The organism is Rhizobium sp. P28RR-XV, assembly GCF_012641385.1.
Lineage (GTDB): Bacteria > Pseudomonadota > Alphaproteobacteria > Rhizobiales > Rhizobiaceae > Rhizobium.
In genome coordinates this window covers 459,467-475,079 of sequence record NZ_JABAIG010000001.1, presented here as the reverse complement: position 1 = coordinate 475,079, position 15,613 = coordinate 459,467, and the positions used below count along the sequence as shown (strand labels likewise).

At 61.1% G+C, this 15,613-nt stretch carries 16 protein-coding genes and 1 tRNA gene; 8 read left to right on the top strand and 9 right to left on the bottom strand.

Translation table 11 applies throughout. The features are described from left to right. Positions 1–31: 31 nt before the first annotated feature. From HGP12_RS02300 to HGP12_RS02290, 3 genes are all read right to left on the bottom strand, one after another. Positions 32–904 carry a sigma-70 family RNA polymerase sigma factor gene (locus tag HGP12_RS02300; protein ID WP_168838925.1) on the bottom strand — a complete coding sequence of 291 codons (873 nt, stop codon included), beginning with the start codon at positions 902–904 and terminating at the stop codon, positions 32–34. After that, positions 897–1,520 carry a flavodoxin family protein gene (locus tag HGP12_RS02295; protein ID WP_205926293.1) on the bottom strand — a complete coding sequence of 208 codons (624 nt, stop codon included), beginning with the start codon at positions 1,518–1,520 and terminating at the stop codon, positions 897–899. The genes HGP12_RS02300 and HGP12_RS02295 overlap by 8 nt, the downstream gene beginning before the upstream one ends. Positions 1,521–1,712: 192 nt before the next feature. Continuing rightward, positions 1,713–2,078, bottom strand: a complete 366-nt coding sequence (locus tag HGP12_RS02290) for a helix-turn-helix domain-containing protein (RefSeq protein WP_168838924.1) — start codon at positions 2,076–2,078, stop codon at positions 1,713–1,715. A 98-nt stretch (positions 2,079–2,176) separates the two neighbouring features. Between HGP12_RS02290 and HGP12_RS02285 the strand changes: the two genes are divergently transcribed. Further along, entirely contained in the window at positions 2,177–2,923 is a 747-nt protein-coding gene (locus HGP12_RS02285) for an SDR family NAD(P)-dependent oxidoreductase (RefSeq protein WP_168839174.1), read from the top strand. A 100-nt stretch (positions 2,924–3,023) separates the two neighbouring features. Here the strand turns inward: HGP12_RS02285 and HGP12_RS02280 are convergent. Further along, positions 3,024–3,113: transfer RNA gene (locus HGP12_RS02280), tRNA-Ser, on the bottom strand. Between the two features lie 416 nt (positions 3,114–3,529). Here HGP12_RS02280 and HGP12_RS02275 point away from each other — a divergent pair. Together HGP12_RS02275 and HGP12_RS02270 are read left to right on the top strand one after the other, a co-directional pair. After that, positions 3,530–4,126: a DNA-3-methyladenine glycosylase gene (locus HGP12_RS02275; protein ID WP_168838923.1), complete on the top strand. Its 597-nt coding sequence runs from the start codon at positions 3,530–3,532 to the stop codon at positions 4,124–4,126. 72 nt (positions 4,127–4,198) lie between these two features. Continuing rightward, positions 4,199–4,603, top strand: a complete 405-nt coding sequence (locus HGP12_RS02270) for a VOC family protein (RefSeq protein WP_168838922.1) — start codon at positions 4,199–4,201, stop codon at positions 4,601–4,603. Positions 4,604–4,834: 231 nt separating this feature from the next. Here HGP12_RS02270 and HGP12_RS02265 read toward each other — a convergent pair whose 3' ends face one another. The 4 genes from HGP12_RS02265 to HGP12_RS02250 all read right to left on the bottom strand — a co-directional run bounded on the left by HGP12_RS02265 (position 4,835) and on the right by HGP12_RS02250 (position 8,651). Next, positions 4,835–6,379, bottom strand: a complete 1,545-nt coding sequence (locus HGP12_RS02265; protein ID WP_168838921.1) for a DHA2 family efflux MFS transporter permease subunit — start codon at positions 6,377–6,379, stop codon at positions 4,835–4,837. Next, the gene (locus HGP12_RS02260) at positions 6,372–7,598 is read right to left on the bottom strand and encodes an HlyD family secretion protein (RefSeq protein WP_168838920.1); all 1,227 of its coding nucleotides are present in this window, start codon (positions 7,596–7,598) and stop codon (positions 6,372–6,374) included. The genes HGP12_RS02265 and HGP12_RS02260 overlap by 8 nt, the downstream gene beginning before the upstream one ends. Then, positions 7,591–8,055, bottom strand: a complete 465-nt coding sequence (locus HGP12_RS02255; protein WP_168838919.1) for a MarR family winged helix-turn-helix transcriptional regulator — start codon at positions 8,053–8,055, stop codon at positions 7,591–7,593. Before HGP12_RS02255 ends, HGP12_RS02260 begins: the two co-directional genes overlap by 8 nt. A gap of 314 nt (positions 8,056–8,369) precedes the next feature. Beyond that, positions 8,370–8,651 (bottom strand): hypothetical protein, encoded by a 282-nt coding sequence (locus tag HGP12_RS02250; RefSeq protein WP_168838918.1) that lies wholly within the window; start codon positions 8,649–8,651, stop codon positions 8,370–8,372. A gap of 180 nt (positions 8,652–8,831) precedes the next feature. On the opposite strand from HGP12_RS02250, the gene HGP12_RS02245 reads away from it, so the two are divergent. Genes HGP12_RS02245 through glp form a run of 5 tightly spaced genes read left to right on the top strand, consistent with a single transcriptional unit; the run spans position 8,832 to position 14,320 of the window. Beyond that, positions 8,832–10,724: a peptidylprolyl isomerase gene (locus HGP12_RS02245; protein ID WP_168838917.1), complete on the top strand. Its 1,893-nt coding sequence runs from the start codon at positions 8,832–8,834 to the stop codon at positions 10,722–10,724. A 25-nt stretch (positions 10,725–10,749) separates the two neighbouring features. After that, positions 10,750–11,772: an anthranilate phosphoribosyltransferase gene (trpD, locus tag HGP12_RS02240; protein WP_168838916.1), complete on the top strand. Its 1,023-nt coding sequence runs from the start codon at positions 10,750–10,752 to the stop codon at positions 11,770–11,772. Between the two features lie 6 nt (positions 11,773–11,778). Next, positions 11,779–12,594, top strand: a complete 816-nt coding sequence (gene trpC, locus HGP12_RS02235; protein ID WP_168838915.1) for an indole-3-glycerol phosphate synthase TrpC — start codon at positions 11,779–11,781, stop codon at positions 12,592–12,594. A gap of 1 nt (position 12,595) precedes the next feature. Next, on the top strand, positions 12,596–13,090 hold the full coding sequence (moaC, locus tag HGP12_RS02230) for a cyclic pyranopterin monophosphate synthase MoaC (protein ID WP_168838914.1): 495 nt from the start codon (positions 12,596–12,598) through the stop codon (positions 13,088–13,090). 3 nt (positions 13,091–13,093) lie between these two features. Then, on the top strand, positions 13,094–14,320 hold the full coding sequence (gene glp / locus HGP12_RS02225) for a gephyrin-like molybdotransferase Glp (RefSeq protein WP_168838913.1): 1,227 nt from the start codon (positions 13,094–13,096) through the stop codon (positions 14,318–14,320). Between the two features lie 69 nt (positions 14,321–14,389). On the opposite strand, the gene gnd is transcribed toward glp, so the two are convergent. Next, on the bottom strand, positions 14,390–15,415 hold the full coding sequence (gene gnd, locus HGP12_RS02220) for a phosphogluconate dehydrogenase (NAD(+)-dependent, decarboxylating) (RefSeq protein ID WP_168838912.1): 1,026 nt from the start codon (positions 15,413–15,415) through the stop codon (positions 14,390–14,392). Positions 15,416–15,613 lie beyond the last annotated feature (198 nt).

Genomic DNA, 15,613 nt, shown 5'->3' with positions numbered 1-15,613 from the left:
TTTCGCATCCCGCCCTTTGCGCCGTCAACCGTCAATGGGGCATTGTGCCGATAATGTGCCGCAGCTTGTCCGGATTGCGCACGCAATAGATGGCAACGACCTTTTCGCGCTCGATGTGCAGCGCGGTCGTCTGCACGACATTGCTGCCCTCCACCGTTACGAAGCCGGGCAAACCGTCGATGACGGCATAATGGATCAGCCGTGAGGGCTCCGTGCGGAAAAGCCGCGCCAACTGCTCATGCAGGAGCATAACCGCCGAAAGCCCGATGAGCGGCCGCCGTGAGGTCGGCACCTTGCCGCCGCCATCCGCATAGGCAACCACATCTTCGGAAAGCAGGGTGCCAAGAGCGGCCATATCCCCCGTTCTCGACGCGGTAAAGAAGGCGGTGGCAATTTTGCGTCCCTGTTCCCTGCCGACGGCAAAGCGCGGCCTGGCCTCGGTGACATGCGCCCTCGCCCGGCTGGCAAGCTTGCGGCAGGCACCAGCCTCGCGGCCGATCGCGAGCGCGACATCGTCGAAATCCATGCCGAACACGTCATGCAGGAGAAAGGCGGCACGCTCCAGTGGTGACAGGCGTTCCAGCGCCATCATCAACGGCAGCGTGATATCGTCGGCCGCATCGGCATCTTCCGGATCGAAGATCGGCTCCGGCAGCCATGGTCCCACATAGGACACGCGCTGCCGGCGCGCCGATTTCAACTCGTTCAGGCAAAGTCTGGTGACGATGGTCCGCAGAAACGCGACGGGCGTGCGAATGGTCGCAGGATCGGTCGCCAGCCAGCGCAGCCATGTATCCTGCACGATATCCTCGGCATCAGCGACCGATCCCAGCATCCTGTAGGCAAGCCGGACGAGGCGCGGGCGCAGCTCGGCAAAGATCGGGTCCGAAGGCGTTTCACTCATGGGCGGCGAGCTCACGTGGGAATGAAATAATTTCGCGGCCACGGACGAACTGCAGTGTCGTCAGCGCCACCCGTCGCCCAAGATGGCAGGCGGTGGCGAGGTCGGATGCGGGCGGCGCGGTTTCCGGGCCTTCATCCGTGTTCGCCTGCGCCGCGGCACCAAGCCAGAATCCGAGACGGTTCATATCCGCTTCCGAGCCGGTCGAAGAGCAATTCGCCGGAGGAAGATCGAGGCCGACCCAATGCATTCCGTGCTGGGCTGCGAAGATCACCATCTGCATCAGCGTCGAGAGCTTATCGCCGGATCGCGACCCCGAGGTGGTGAAACCCGCCGCAATCTTGCCCTTCCACAGGTAACCCTTGGCGAGAACGGCATGCGATGTTGCCTCCTGGAACGCTTTGAACGACGCGGAAACCGCGCCCATATAGGTCGGCGATCCGAAGATGATGGCCTGCGCCGCATTGAGATCATCCCAGTGGCGCTCCACCTTGTCCACCGTCAACAGCATGGCCTCGACACCATCCACCTGCTCAACCCCCGCCCTCACGGCTTCCGCCTGACGGCCCGTATGCCCATAGCCGCTATGATAGACGATTGCGATGCTCTGCCGGATCATTGTCATCTCCTTCGAAATTGGCGTTGCGAAGGAGATGACAAGGCATGGGTGCGGATTGTGACATGCCGCGAATTTAGGGGAAGGCAAAAATTGGGAAGTTTATTGGCGGAAAGGGAACGATGAAGATGGGCACTATGTCTACGCTATAGCCTCCTGAGGCGCGCCATGGCTTGCCGCAAGATATTCGGAAAATCAGGCGACTTTCTCCATCTCGGACGCGCCGCGGCGTGACATGAGTTTCTCGACTTCGATCATATGTTCCGTTCCCCAGGCGCAGAGCGGCTTCAAGGCTCCGGCGAGGGTCTGGCCGAACGCAGTGAGGGAATACTCGACTTTCGGCGGAATTTCCTTGAAGTCGAGCCGATCGACGATCCCATCAGCCTCCAGTTCCTTCAGTTGCTGGATGAGCATCTTGTCACTGACCTTGCCGATGGCCCGCCTCAGGTCACCATAGCGTCGGGCTTCGTGGGCAAGGTGGAACAGGATCAATGGCTTCCACTTGCCACCGATGACAGCCAACGCAGCGTCCAGCCCGCAGATAAAGCCAGGTGTCGCCATTTCGCATGCTCCAATTAGCACTTACCAAAAGGTGCATACTGGAAGAAAGAAAAGCAAGCCTCTATTTCGAAGCGGTCATCATTTTCTTGGAGATCGAGATGCGCAGGCTTGAAGGTAAAATCGCCGTCATAACTGGCGGCAACAGTGGCATCGGTCTGGCGACCGCCAAACGGTTTGTGGTGGAAGGCGCCGAGATTTTCATTACCGGCCGTCGTCAGGAGGAACTGGACAGGGCGGTGGAGGAGATCGGCTCCGGAGTGACAGCGGTGCAGGGCGACGTTTCGCGTCTGGACGATCTTGATCGGCTGTTCGCGGCGGTGCGTGCGAAGAGCGGACGAATAGACGTACTCTTCGCTAACGCTGGGCTCGGAAAGCTGACTCCGCTTGGCACTATCGATGAGGCGTCGTTCGATTTGACGTTCGACGTCAACGTCAAAGGAACGCTGTTCACAGTGCAAAAGGCGCTGCCGCTTATGCAGGCCGGTGGATCCATCATCCTCACCGGCTCGACCACCGGCTCGACAGGAACGCCTGCGTTCAGCGTCTACAGCGCGACCAAGGCTGCAATCCGCAATTTCGCCCGAAGCTGGGCACTGGACCTGAGGGGGACGGGTATCCGCGTGAACGTACTTTCCCCCGGCGCCACCGAGACGCCCGGCCTCAAGGGGCTCGTGAAGGCCGGAGAGGAGGACGCGTTGCTGGAGAGCTTTGCCTCGCAAATACCGCTTGGTCGCGTGGGCCACCCCGAGGAGACGGCGGCGGTGGCGCTCTTCCTTGCCTCGGACGAAAGCAGCTTCATGACCGGTAGCGAGGTCTTCGTTGACGGCGGAGACGCACAAGTCTGACGGCCGATCGAACCCCTGCCGAACCCTTTCGGCGCGAAAGTGTTACCTATGTCTCAGGGACAAACTGTTACCTATGTCTTCGGTATGGACACAAGCCTATTGGCGGAAGAGGTGGGATTCGAACCCACGGTACGGTTTCCCGCACGCCGGTTTTCAAGACCGGTTCCTTAAACCACTCGGACACTCTTCCAAGCCCTTGAAAAGGTTGAAAAATCAATGTTTATTGATTCTTCGAAATCGGACGCGGTTGCCGATTTTCTACCCAATCACTCGACGGCTGGCTTTTTAGCAGCTTTGGTCGCCGCGTCAACTTGTTCCGCCAAGCTCTCTTGCATTCTCGACATCAAATGGAATGGTGATTGAGGGATATCGATCGAGCGCGGGTCAATGCGCGAGTTTCGTTTCGTCAAGGCGACAAAAATAAGGTGGCCCGGCCGCTGGAACGGGCCGGGCCACCTTCGCCAGGTCAGGGGTCAAATCTGACTGAAGCAGGCTAATTAATAAGAAAAGCTTAGTTATTGTCAATTCTCAGTGCGTTGGCTGCGCCGACCTCGATTTCTCGACCTCGTGTTGATGGCTTCGACTATCCGGGATAGTTTCCTACACATGACTTCTGACGATCATTCCCTGTCTCTCGGCGCGAAGCCTCTCGCCGGCCAGGCCCTCACCGCCTTTTTCAGCCGCGATGCCGTGGTGGTCGCGTCCGACCTGATCGGCGCGCGTTTCACGGTTGCGGGCATAGGCGGCCGCATCGTCGAGACGGAGGCCTATCGGCCCGATGACGAGGCTTCCCACGCATATCGCGGGCCGACGCGGCGCAATGCGGCCATGTTCGGACCTGCCGGCCACGTCTATGTCTATCGCTCCTATGGCATTCACTGGTGCCTGAATTTCGTTTGCACCAAAGCAAGTGCAGTGCTCATCCGCGCGATCGAGCCGGAAAGTGGCATCGGCGATATGATCCGGCGGCGTGGCCTTGCCGATATCGTCTCGCTCTGCAACGGGCCGGGCAAGCTGTCGCAGGCACTTGATGTCGATATAAGTCTCGACGGCCACTCCCTGGATGCGGCGCCGTTTTCGATGTCGCTGGCGGAACCGGTCCCGGTCGTTTCGGGCAAGCGCATCGGAATCACCAAGAACATCGATCCGCTCTGGCGCTTCGGGGCGGCGGGCTCGCGTTTCGTCAGCCGTCGTTTCCTATGAGCGCAGGCAGGATGCCTGGCGCCTCCTCCAATGTTCGGTTAAACTCGGCGAACGAACATTCTGGGAAATAGCATGTTCGACCATATCGGAATCGTCGCCAAGGATTTACGGGCCAGTGCCAGGCTTTATGCGCATATGCTGGCGCCGCTCGGCATCCGTATCGTGGAGAAGCATCGGCTGGCGCCCGATTCCGCCTGGGTCGTTCTTTCTACAGGAAAGCCGCAATCGCCTTTCTTCGTGATCGCTGAAGGACGGCCGACCTTTTGGACTGACAGTGCAACGGTTGCCTCCAGCCCCATTCATCTCTGCTTCCAGGCACCCTCACGCGAAGCGGTCGATCGCTTTCATGAGGCCGGGCTCAAGCATGGCGCGCGCGACAACGGTCTTCCGGGCATTCGCCGGCCACCATTCTATTGTGGCTTCCTAATCGACCTGGACGGCAACAATGTCGAAGCCGGTTGCTATCTCGGCGATTAAGGCGGTCTTGCGCGGTCTCGGCAATGCCATCCGATGAGCCGGCTTGGCCTCTCGTTTCTGACAAAAAAGGCCGCCGGGGTGGTGCCCGGCGGCCGTCCGGCCACGTAGTGAAACTGGAAAGACCGCGCGGCAAGTATTTCCGTTTTTCTTCGCATCGCGAAAACGCTCTATCTTCTTCTTTCTCAACGCATTCCGGACGGAAAACCGCTGCGCATTTTTCCTGAAAATGCTCTATTCCATCGCGACGCTATGGTCGACGGCCGGAGGTGCCTTCGGCTTGCGGAGCAGCACCAATAGCGGCATGGCGAAGATCGACATCAGCATCAGCAATTTGAAGTCGTCGATATAGGCGATGACGGTTGCCTGGGTGGTGATCATGCCGTCGAGGGTCGCGCGGCCGACCGCCGTCAAGGGGCTCACTCCCTGCGCGGCCGTCGCGTCGAAATAGCGGTTGAACGGCGTCACATAGGCGGCAATGTTTGCGTGATTGACCTGCGTGTTCTCGGTGATCAGCATCGAAACGACGGAAATGCCGACGCTGGAGCCGATATTGCGCGAGAGGTTGTAAAGGCCCGTCCCCTCGCCGCGCATCTGCGCCGGCAGCGTCGCAAAGGCGATCGTCGTCAACGGCACGAAGAGGAAGCCGAGGCCGGCGCCCTGGACGAAGCCCACGGATATCAGCGTCCATTGCGAAACATCCGGTGTCCAGCCGGTCATGTCATACATGGCCCAGGCCGTCAGCGCGAGGCCGATGAACAGCAGCCAGCGCGTGTCGATCTTGCCGATCAGGCGTCCCACCAGGAACATGCAGAACATGGTGCCGAGGCCGCGCGGCCCCATAACGATGCCGGCGGTCACGACCGGATAGCCCATCAGCGTCTGCAGATAGGGCGTCATCAGCGCCAGCGAAGCCAGATAGGTCACGCCGACGATGAAGATGAACAGGATGCTGACGGCAAAGTTCTGGTCCATGAAGAGCCGCGGATTGACGAAGCTTCGCTCGGCCGTGAACATGTGAACGATGAAGAGATAGAAGGCACAGACGCAGACGAGCGCTTCGATGATGATTTCGCTCGAGTAGAACCAGTCGAGCTGCTCGCCGCGGTCGAGAAAGAGCTGTAGCGCCGCGATGGTGATCGAAAGCATGCTGAAGCCGAACCAGTCGAGCTTGGCAAGCGCATCGAGCTTGGTTTCCGTCACGTAGACGACGATGCCGAAGAAGGCGAGCGCGCCGATCGGCACGTTGATGTAGAACACCCAGCGCCAGCTGATATTGTCCGTTAGCCAGCCGCCAATGACCGGTCCCAGCACCGGACCGACCATAACCGAGACGCCGAACAGCGCCATGGCGCGGCCGCGCTCCTCGACATTGTAGATATCGAGCAGAATACCCTGCGACAGCGGTACGAGCGCGGCGCCGAACAGCCCTTGCAGCAGGCGGAACCCGACGATCTGCACCAGTGATTCCGACAGGCCGCACAGGACGGAAGCGGCGACGAAGCCGGCGATTGCGACCAGTAGGACCCGCTTGCGGCCGAATTTCGCCGAAAGGAAGCCGGAGGGCGGCGTCATGATCGCCGCCGCGACGATGTAGGACGTCAGAACCCAGTTGATCTGGTCGGCGCTGGCCGAGACGTCGCCCTGGATGTGCGGCAGCGCGACGTTGGCGATCGTGGTGTCCAGCGCCTGCATGATGACGGACAGGATGACGCAGGCGGTGATGGCGCCGCGATTGGCGACCGGCGCCGACGGTGAAGCGGTGGTAGCGTTACTCATGATCCTGACCACGGGAATGGCCCAGCAGATTGGTAATGAAATCCGGCAGGCCGCGGGCATGGCCGGTGTCGACACCGGCAACGACGCTCATCCCGACACGCAGCGGCGGTTTGCCCTGCATATCATCGATACTGATGATCATCGGAATGCGCTGCACCACCTTGACCCAGTTGCCGGTCGTGTTCTGGGCCGGGAGCAGCGAGAAGCTGGAGCCGGATGCCGGCGAGATGCTGGCGACTGTGCCCTTCCAGGTTACGTCCGGATAGGCATCGACCGAGATGTCGACCTTCTGGCCGGGGCGCACATAGGTAAGCTCGGTTTCCTTCGGGCTCGCATTGATCCACACATGGGTCGTGGAAACCAGCGAGAATCCCTGCTGCGCGGCCGTCAGATAGGCGCCGACCTGAAGCGAGGGCACGTTGGCGGTGATGCCGTCGAAGGGCGCGCGCACGACGGTATCGTCAAGCTCGCGCTGCGCATTGTCGACTGCAGCCTTGGCTTGGAGGTAAAGCGGATTTTGCTCGACGGGCAGATCGGCGGCACCTTCGCCGCCCAACTGGGCGAGCGTCGTTGCCGCCTGCGCCTGCGCGACCGATACCTTCTGCTGTGCGGCCTCGAGATTGTGCTTGGCCTCGTCGAATGCCGCCTTGGAGGCAACCGAGCTGCTGATCAGGTTCTGCTGGCGCTCGAATTCCGTCTGGAAATAGGGAATGTCGGCCTGTGCCTGGGCGATTTCGGCCAGGGCCTGCTTGTAGCTCGCCTGCAGGTTCAGGATCTGGTTCCTGGCGTTGCCAAGCTGCGCCGTTGCACCCTCCAGTGCGATCCGGAAGGAGTCAGGCTTCAGGCGAAAGAGCACCTGGCCCTTCTTCACCACCTCGTTCTCATGCACGTCGACCGAGATCACCGTGCCCGAAACGTCAGTGGAAACGCCCACCATGTCGGCCTGGATATAGGCATTGTCCGTGGACATGATCTGTCCGCCGGTGACGTAGTAATAACCGCCGATGACGAGCGCGACGGGCAGCAGTGCGAACAGGACCGGCCGCGTCAGGTTGCGGCGCTTGCGCGGCGTTTCCGGGGGCGTGACCGGGGCCGTCGCTACAGCCGCAGTGGGCTGCGGCGACGGGTTGGAGGACGGTGCCTCGGCCACTGTGGTCTCATTTTGTTCAGCGGAATTTGCGTTTGCGGGTACGCGAAGCGAGGAAGATGCGTCAGCCATGTTGTAACTCTTTGTCGACTGCCTTCGAACGGCAGGCGCTAAGCAGGTTCGATTTCATGAGGGTTAGCAATTCATGAAGGCGCTCGTGATCCTCCTGCGAGGTTCCTTCAAGCGCTTCCTTGCGTGTCTGGTCGCCCATATCGCGCATGGTATCGATCAGCGGCCGGGCTTCCACGCACAGATAGAGAAGCCAGCTCCGCCGATCGTTCGGATGCTGCCGGCGCTCCACCAGGCCGCGCTCGCTTAGCTTGTCGAGGATGCGAACCAGCGTAATCGGCTCGATCTCCAGTATTTCCGCCAGGCCGGCCTGATGGATGCCTTCGTTGTTTGCGAGGTAGGCGAGCGTCTGCCATTGCGAACGCGTCAGACCCAAATCTTTTGCGCGCTGCTCGAACCGCTTGCGAAGCAGCCTGGCAACGTCATGGAGGAGAAAACCGAGGGTGGGTGTCGAATTCATAGTATGAAAAGCCTGCTATTGATAAGCAACCTTATAATTATCGGTACGTATAGTAAGTGCCCGTGCGATACAAGAGGGCGGGCGATCAAGAAATGGCTGTGGTCGAAGATGTCGCAGGGGTGTCGCAAAGATGCCGCAGTGAGCGGCGGTTGTCTTGCGTATCGTTCAAGTCGTAACGCCCGCGCGCAGGAACGATCGTCGGCGACAGATAGGCAATTGAAAAGGCGCGGACGAATCGCCCGCGCCTTTTCGGCAGTTTCGCAGCAGAGGTGGCACGTAGGGGGCCGCCCACCCGTTGAGAGTTCGGTCCGAAGCTAGCGTCGGCTGAGAAGGCCGATAAGATAGCCGATGCCGGCTGCGGCAACGACCATGAAGATCGGCTCTTCACGAACTCTCTCGCGCAACTGCTCCGTGATCTCCTGGGCTTCCTCCGCGACGACAGATTTCGCTCCCTGCCCCACGGCTGCCATGCTCTGCGACAACCTCGAGAGATCTTCGCGTAGCGCGGCGACCTGAGCGGCAAGGTCCTCCATTGCCATTTCAGTCTGTACTCGCGCGGAAGAAGATTGGGCGGAAGCTGATTTAGTCTCTGCCATCGTGTGCTCCTTATGTCTTCTGGTTCGTAGAACGTCGCTGCCCGTCAAAGGTTCCGGCGCGCTCGCATGCTGTCCGGCGATTTCCCCAGTGGCTCTTCAATTCCGGTTCGGATTGTTCTAAGGAACTCCGATTGTTTCGCCCGCGTGCGAAGACTTGATGATGACGAGGTTTGCTTTCCGATGTTCGACGTGCTGAGAAAAATCGCCCAGACCTGGCTTGCCAAGGGCTTGTTGCTTCTTCTTGCGGCAGCCTTCGGTGTATGGGGCGTCGAGCGGTCCCTCATCTCCGGCGGCAGCAGCAATACTGTTGTCACCGTTGGCGATCAACACATCGATACCAATGAATTCCGCCTTGCCTACCGCCGCCAGATTCAGGCGATCAGCCAGCAATTGCGCATGCAGATCACGCCGGAGCAGGCCCGCGCCTTCGGCATCGGACAGCAGACGGTGGCGCAGCTCGTCGCCGGCGCCTCGCTCGACCAGCTTGCCGCCGATATGGGCCTCGGTCTTTCCCAGGACCGGCTGGCCAAGCTGATCGGCGACGATCCGGCCTTCAAGGCACCGAACGGCTCTTTCGACCGGCAGAAGTTCGACCTGCTGCTCCGCAACAGCAACATTTCGCCTGACGACTACATCAAGGAGCGCAGCAAGGTTGCGATCCGCAGCCAGATCGTCGAGGCGGTATCGAACGGCTTTACCGCACCGCAGGCCCTGGTCGACGCGGTCAAGCAATATCACGACGAGAACCGCAGCATCGATTATCTGCTGCTCACCAATGCCAACATCGACCCCGTCAAGGCGCCGGCCGACGATGTCCTGCAGAAGTGGTTCGACGGCGTGAAATCGAAGTATCGCGCTCCAGAATATCGCAAGTTCGGCTATGTGAAACTGCAGGCCGAGGATATCGCCGATCGGGCGAGCGTGTCCGACGACGAGGTGCGCGCGCAATTCGACAAGCGCAAGGACAGCTTCACGACGCCGGCGACGCGCACGATCGAGCAGCTGACCTTCGCCAACAAGGATCTCGCCAGCGCCGCGGCCGAAGCTCTGAAGACCGGAACGACCTTCGACCAGCTGGTCTCCGATCAGGGCAAGAAGCCCTCGGATGTGCTGCTCGGCACCTTCACCAAGGACCAGGTTCCGGACAAGACCGTGGCCGAAGCCGCCTTTGCCGTCACCAAGGAAGGCGGCACGAGCCCCGTCGTCGACGGTTCGTTCGGCCCGGTCATCCTGCGCGTGACCAACGTGAAAAATGAAACCGCGAAGAATTTCGACGAGGTCAAAGAAGATATCCGCAAGCAGATTGCGCTCAGCAACGCCGCCAACGAAATCACCAGCGTCCACGACAAGTTCGAGGACCTGCGTGGCTCCGGCGCATCGCTGCAGGAAGCAGCATCGCAGCTGAAGCTGAAACTGGTCACTATCGATGCAATCGACCAGACCGGCCTCGATCAGAATGGCAGCGAGGTCAAGGACCTGCCGGCACGCCAGCAGCTGCTTCCGGAAGTTTTCAAGGCCGATCAGGGTGGCAACCCGGCGCCGCTGACGGTCGGAAACGACGGCTATATCTGGTACGATGTGACGAATATCACGCCCGATCACGACCGCCCGCTTGCGGAAGTGCGCGAAAAGGCCGTTGCCGATTGGACTGCCGAACAGCAGAAGATCGCGCTCGCCGCCAAGGCGGCCGAGCTGAAGCAGGAAGCACAGAAAGGCAAGTCGCTTGCCGACATCGCCGCGCCGCTCGGCATCGCCGTCGAAAACAAGACCGGCATCAAGCGCTCGACCGACGATCCTGTTCTGGGCCGTGGCGGCATCGCAGCCACCTTCTCCGGCCCGGTCGACGCAGTCGCCAACGCCGTCGGCGCCGACGATACGACGCAGATCCTGCTGAAGGTCACCGATGTCAACGACAATCCGACCACGGATGCGCTGAGCAACGACGATCAACAGGTCGCGCAGATCGCCAACGCCGCCGGCGACGACATACTCGATCAGATGGTCAGCCAGCTGCAGGGCAAATATACCGTCACGGTCAACCAGAGCCTCGCCGAACAGGCGATGTCACGCTAGGCCCGGTCGGGAGGATGGATAGCCGATGAGCGAATTGAAGCCTTTCCTCGCCAAGGTCGCCAATCGCGAGGCATTGACGCGGGACGAAGCCAGGCAGGCATTCGAAATCCTGATGTCGGGTGAGGCCACGCCGTCTCAGATCGGCGCATTTCTGATGGCTCTGCGGGTGCGCGGCGAAACCGTCGACGAGATCGTCGGCGCGGTGACCACGATGCGCGCCAAGATGCTGCCGGTGAAAGCCCCGGCTGATGCCATCGATATCGTCGGCACGGGCGGCGATGGCGTCGGCACCTACAATATCTCGACGCTGGCGGCATTCATCGTTGCCGGCGCGGGCGTGCCAGTTGCCAAGCACGGCAATCGCGCTCAAAGCTCAAAGGCCGGCACCGCCGATACGCAATCTGTATTGGGCATCAAGCTCGATATCGGGCCGGAGACGATCGCCCGCTGCATTCGCGAAGCCGGCATCGGCTTCATGTTCGCGCAGCTGCACCATTCGTCGATGCGCCATGTCGGCCCTTCGCGCGTCGAGCTCGGCACGCGGACGATCTTCAACCTCCTTGGCCCACTTTCGAACCCGGCCGGTGCGCGCCGGCAGTTGCTGGGCGTCTTCGCGCCGCAATGGGTACTGCCTCTGGCCGAGGTTCTGAGGGATCTCGACGCGGAAAGCGTCTGGGTCGTGCACGGCGACGGTCTGGACGAGATCACGACGACCGGCAAGACCTCCGTCGCCGCGCTTGAGAATGGCAAGATCCGCACCTTTGAACTGACGCCGGCCGACTTCGGCCTGCAGCATGCCGACCTTGCCGACCTCAAGGGCGGAGACGGCGTTGCCAATGCGGCGGCGCTGCGGGGCGTGCTCGGCGGCGCAAAGAATGCCTATCGCGACATCGCGCTCGCCAATGCCGCCGCATCGCTGGTTATTGCCGGCAAGTCGGAAACGCTCCATGATGGCATGAAGCTCGCTGCGCATTCGCTCGACAGCGGCGCCACAGCCGTTGCATTGGAAAAGCTCGTTGCCATTTCCAACGAGGAAGCAGAGGACTAGGACGTCATGCCCGATATCCTTCAAAAGATCGAGGCCTATAAGCGCGAGGAGATCGCCGCTGCCAAGGCCAAGCTCTCTCTTGCCGATCTCAAGGCGATGCAGGCCGAGCAATCCGCGCCGCGCGGTTTCCACAGGGCGCTCCTCGCCAAGAAGGATGCCGGCGCTTTCGGACTGATAGCCGAGATCAAGAAGGCGAGCCCCTCGAAGGGCCTGATCCGCCCGGATTTCGACCCGCCTGCCCTCGCCAAGGCCTATGAAGCGGGCGGAGCTGCCTGTCTTTCTGTGCTGACCGACACGCCGAGCTTCCAGGGCGCTCCGGAATTCCTGACGGCTGCCCGCGCCGCCTGCTCGCTGCCGGCGCTGCGCAAGGATTTCATGTTCGATACCTATCAGGTGCAGGAAGCCCGCGCCTGGGGTGCCGACTGCATCCTGCTGATCATGGCGTCGCTTTCCGATGATGATGCCGAGCGTCTTCAGGACGAGGCGTTCGGCCTCGACATGGATGTGCTGGTCGAGGTTCACGATGCGGAGGAGATGGAGCGCGCGCTGAAGCTGTCGTCGCCGCTGATCGGCATCAACAACCGCAATCTGCGCACCTTCGAGATTAGCCTCGCGGTCAGCGAAAACCTGGCTGCCATGGTTCCCGAGGGCCGGCTGCTGGTCGGCGAAAGCGGTATCTTCACCCATGCCGATTGCACGCGCCTCGAATCAGTCGGCATCACCACTTTCCTCGTCGGTGAAAGCCTGATGCGCAAGGATGATGTGACGGCGGCGACGAAGCTGCTGCTGAACGGCGAAACCGGCATTCTGGCGGCCGAGTGAAATGAGCACTGAGAAGGCCGGTCTTACTCATATCGACGCTTCCGGCGAAGCGCATATGGTCGACGTCGGCGACAAGGCGGAGACTGCGCGCAGCGCCACGGCCGCCGGTTACGTCAGAATGAAGCCGGAGACATTGACGCTGATTCGTGACGGCAACGCCAAGAAGGGCGATGTCATCGGCACGGCGCGGCTTGCCGGCATCATGGCGGCGAAACAGACGAGCAATCTCATTCCACTCTGCCACCCCCTCATGCTGACGAAGGTTGCCGTCGATATCGAGGAGGATGCCGCCCTGCCCGGCCTGCGCGTCACGGCGACGACAAAGCTGACCGGCCGCACCGGCGTCGAAATGGAAGCGCTGACGGCAGTCTCCGTCGCCTGCCTGACGATCTATGACATGGCCAAGGCCGTCGATCGGGGCATGGAAATCGGCGGAATCACACTGTTGGAGAAATCAGGCGGCAAATCCGGAGATTTCCGCCATCCCGAGGCATGACAGATGAGCCTATTGCCCGTTGCCGAAGCGCAAGCGCGCTTGTTGGATAGTGCCGCGCCGATCCATCGCCTTGAGAGCGTTCCGCTCGATGTGGCTGAGGGCCGGGTCTTAGCCGCTGATTTGACCGCCCGCCTTACCCAGCCCCCTTTCGATGCTTCGGCGATGGACGGCTATGCGTTGCGCTTCGACGATGCGGCAACGCCGGGTTCGGAGCTGCGGGTCACCGGCGCCTCCGCTGCCGGTCATGCCTTCGAAGGAATCGTCGGCAAGGGCGAAACGGTTCGCATCTTCACCGGCGCACCCGTTCCAGCGGGTGCCGATTCGGTACTCCTGCAGGAAGATGCCGAGCGCCTGGAAGGCGATGGTATCCGCACGACCTATCCCCTGCGCAAAGGGCAGCATATACGCCCGCGCGGCCAGGATTTCCTGGAAGGCGAAGCTGTGCTTCCCGCCGGTACGGTCATGGATTTCTCTCGGCTCACCGTCGCTGCGGCCATGAACCATCCGGCATTGGATGTCTATCGTCGGCCGCTGGTGGCGATTCTCGCGACAGGTGACGAGCTTGTGACCCCCGGCAATGAACCAGGCCCTTCGCAGATCATCGCTTCGAACACATTCGGCATCGCCGCGCTCGCCCGTAATGCCGGCGCCCATGTGCTTGATCTCGGCATCGTCGCCGACGACAGCGACGAGATCACCGCTGCCATCGGCCGTGCGCAGGTGGCCAAGGCCGATATCATCGTCACGCTCGGCGGCGCCTCGGTTGGCGATCACGACCTGGTGCGAGCGACGATGATCGCTGCGGGCATGAAACTGGATTTCTGGCGCATCGCCATGCGTCCCGGCAAGCCTTTGATGGTCGGTAGCCTCGGCGAGATGCATGTCCTCGGCCTTCCCGGCAACCCCGTTTCCAGCCTCGTCTGCGGCCTGCTTTTTCTTGAGCCGTTGATAAGAAAGCTTGCATCCTTGCCGCCGCTCAAGCGTGAGGGAGTAGCGCGCGCTGCCGTGACCTTTGCGGCGAACGATCAGCGCCAGGACTATGTCCGCGCGACCCTGACGAAGGCTGACGACGGCGGCTGGCTCGCCGAACCGTTCTCGAAGCAGGATTCGTCGATGATGAAGGTCTTTTCGCGCGCCGACTGTCTGGTCGTCCGCCCGCCACACGCATCGCAGCTTGAAGTGGGCTCGCCCACGCCGGTCATATTGCTGCGGCCGAACCTTTTGGATTGAGCTGGGCAGGCAAAAGCCGGGAGGTTTGACCCACCCGGCTCGCAATCATCAGATCGATAGGCCAGTTAATTACTTCGCCGGCTTCTCGTGGTGGCCGCCGAAGCCGGCGCGCATGGCGGAGAGAACCTTGTTGGCGTAATCGTCATTGCCGCGCGAGGCGAAGCGGCCGTAAAGCGCTGCGCTGAGCACCGGGGTCGGAACGCCCTCGTCGATAGCAGCCGAGATCGTCCAGCGGCCTTCGCCGGAATCGGAAACGCGGCCGGCATATTGCGAGAGCGCTGCGTCGCCATGCAGGGCGTCGGCGGTGAGGTCGAGCAGCCAGGAGGTGATCACGCTGCCGCGGCGCCAGACTTCGGAGATTTCAGCGATGTCGAGATCATACTGGTAGTATTGCGGATGCGAGAGCGGCGCTGTTTCGGCGTCTTTCTCGGCGGTCTGCTTGCCGATATTGGCATGATGCAGCACGTTCAGGCCTTCGGCATAGGCAGCCATCAGTCCGTATTCGATGCCGTTATGGACCATCTTGACGAAGTGGCCGGCGCCGGACGGGCCGCAATGCAGATAGCCCTGCTCCGCCGTGCTGTTCTTGGAGGCCTCTTCGGAGCGCATCTTCGACGGAGCTACGTCGCCGACACCCGGAGCAAGCGTTGCGAAGATCGGCGAGAGATGCTCGACCGTTTCTTTCTCGCCGCCGATCATCAGGCAATAGCCGCGCTCGAGGCCGAAGACGCCGCCGCTGGTGCCGACGTCGACATAATGTATGCCTTTGGGCTTCAACTCTTCGGCACGGCGGATGTCGTCATGGTAATAGGAGTTGCCGCCGTCGATGACGATGTCGCCCTCCTCGAGAAGCGGAGCGATCGCCGCCAGCTCCTGATCGACGATCGCGGCCGGCAGCATCAGCCAGACGACGCGCGGCTTCGCGAGCTTCGATACGAAATCGGCGAGCGACTTGCTGCCGGTGGCGCCGAGCTGTTCAAGCCCCGCAATGCTTTCGGGACGCGCATCGAAAACAACCGCGCTGTGACCGCCCCTCATCAGGCGCTGCACCATGTTGTTGCCCATACGGCCGAGGCCAATCATACCGATTTGCATATTTCAGTCTCCTAGGACGGTTTTAATCGTTTTGAGTACTCAATAAAGACATTTGGCAATCTTTTCCAATGAACAAATGACGGGCGAGCTATGCGCTGGCTCGGCAGCACGGAAAAATTCGCACGTTCACGCATCTGTGATATCGCCAGCCGAAACCTCCCGCTTTTTGCGATGATCACGCTTTGCCGGTCTTGAGGA

What these genes read in the sequence shown, in the direction of transcription:
- HGP12_RS02300 (WP_168838925.1), bottom strand. Translation starts at nt 904, where the DNA reads ATGAGTGAAACGCCTTCGGACCCGATCTTTGCCGAGCTGCGCCCGCGC.
- HGP12_RS02295 (WP_205926293.1), bottom strand. Translation starts at nt 1,520, where the DNA reads ATGATCCGGCAGAGCATCGCAATCGTCTATCATAGCGGCTATGGGCAT.
- HGP12_RS02290 (WP_168838924.1), bottom strand. Translation starts at nt 2,078, where the DNA reads ATGGCGACACCTGGCTTTATCTGCGGGCTGGACGCTGCGTTGGCTGTC.
- HGP12_RS02285 (WP_168839174.1), top strand. Translation starts at nt 2,177, where the DNA reads ATGCGCAGGCTTGAAGGTAAAATCGCCGTCATAACTGGCGGCAACAGT.
- HGP12_RS02275 (WP_168838923.1), top strand. Translation starts at nt 3,530, where the DNA reads ATGACTTCTGACGATCATTCCCTGTCTCTCGGCGCGAAGCCTCTCGCC.
- HGP12_RS02270 (WP_168838922.1), top strand. Translation starts at nt 4,199, where the DNA reads ATGTTCGACCATATCGGAATCGTCGCCAAGGATTTACGGGCCAGTGCC.
- HGP12_RS02265 (WP_168838921.1), bottom strand. Translation starts at nt 6,379, where the DNA reads ATGAGTAACGCTACCACCGCTTCACCGTCGGCGCCGGTCGCCAATCGC.
- HGP12_RS02260 (WP_168838920.1), bottom strand. Translation starts at nt 7,598, where the DNA reads ATGGCTGACGCATCTTCCTCGCTTCGCGTACCCGCAAACGCAAATTCC.
- HGP12_RS02255 (WP_168838919.1), bottom strand. Translation starts at nt 8,055, where the DNA reads ATGAATTCGACACCCACCCTCGGTTTTCTCCTCCATGACGTTGCCAGG.
- HGP12_RS02250 (WP_168838918.1), bottom strand. Translation starts at nt 8,651, where the DNA reads ATGGCAGAGACTAAATCAGCTTCCGCCCAATCTTCTTCCGCGCGAGTA.
- HGP12_RS02245 (WP_168838917.1), top strand. Translation starts at nt 8,832, where the DNA reads ATGTTCGACGTGCTGAGAAAAATCGCCCAGACCTGGCTTGCCAAGGGC.
- trpD (WP_168838916.1), top strand. Translation starts at nt 10,750, where the DNA reads ATGAGCGAATTGAAGCCTTTCCTCGCCAAGGTCGCCAATCGCGAGGCA.
- trpC (WP_168838915.1), top strand. Translation starts at nt 11,779, where the DNA reads ATGCCCGATATCCTTCAAAAGATCGAGGCCTATAAGCGCGAGGAGATC.
- moaC (WP_168838914.1), top strand. Translation starts at nt 12,596, where the DNA reads ATGAGCACTGAGAAGGCCGGTCTTACTCATATCGACGCTTCCGGCGAA.
- glp (WP_168838913.1), top strand. Translation starts at nt 13,094, where the DNA reads ATGAGCCTATTGCCCGTTGCCGAAGCGCAAGCGCGCTTGTTGGATAGT.
- gnd (WP_168838912.1), bottom strand. Translation starts at nt 15,415, where the DNA reads ATGCAAATCGGTATGATTGGCCTCGGCCGTATGGGCAACAACATGGTG.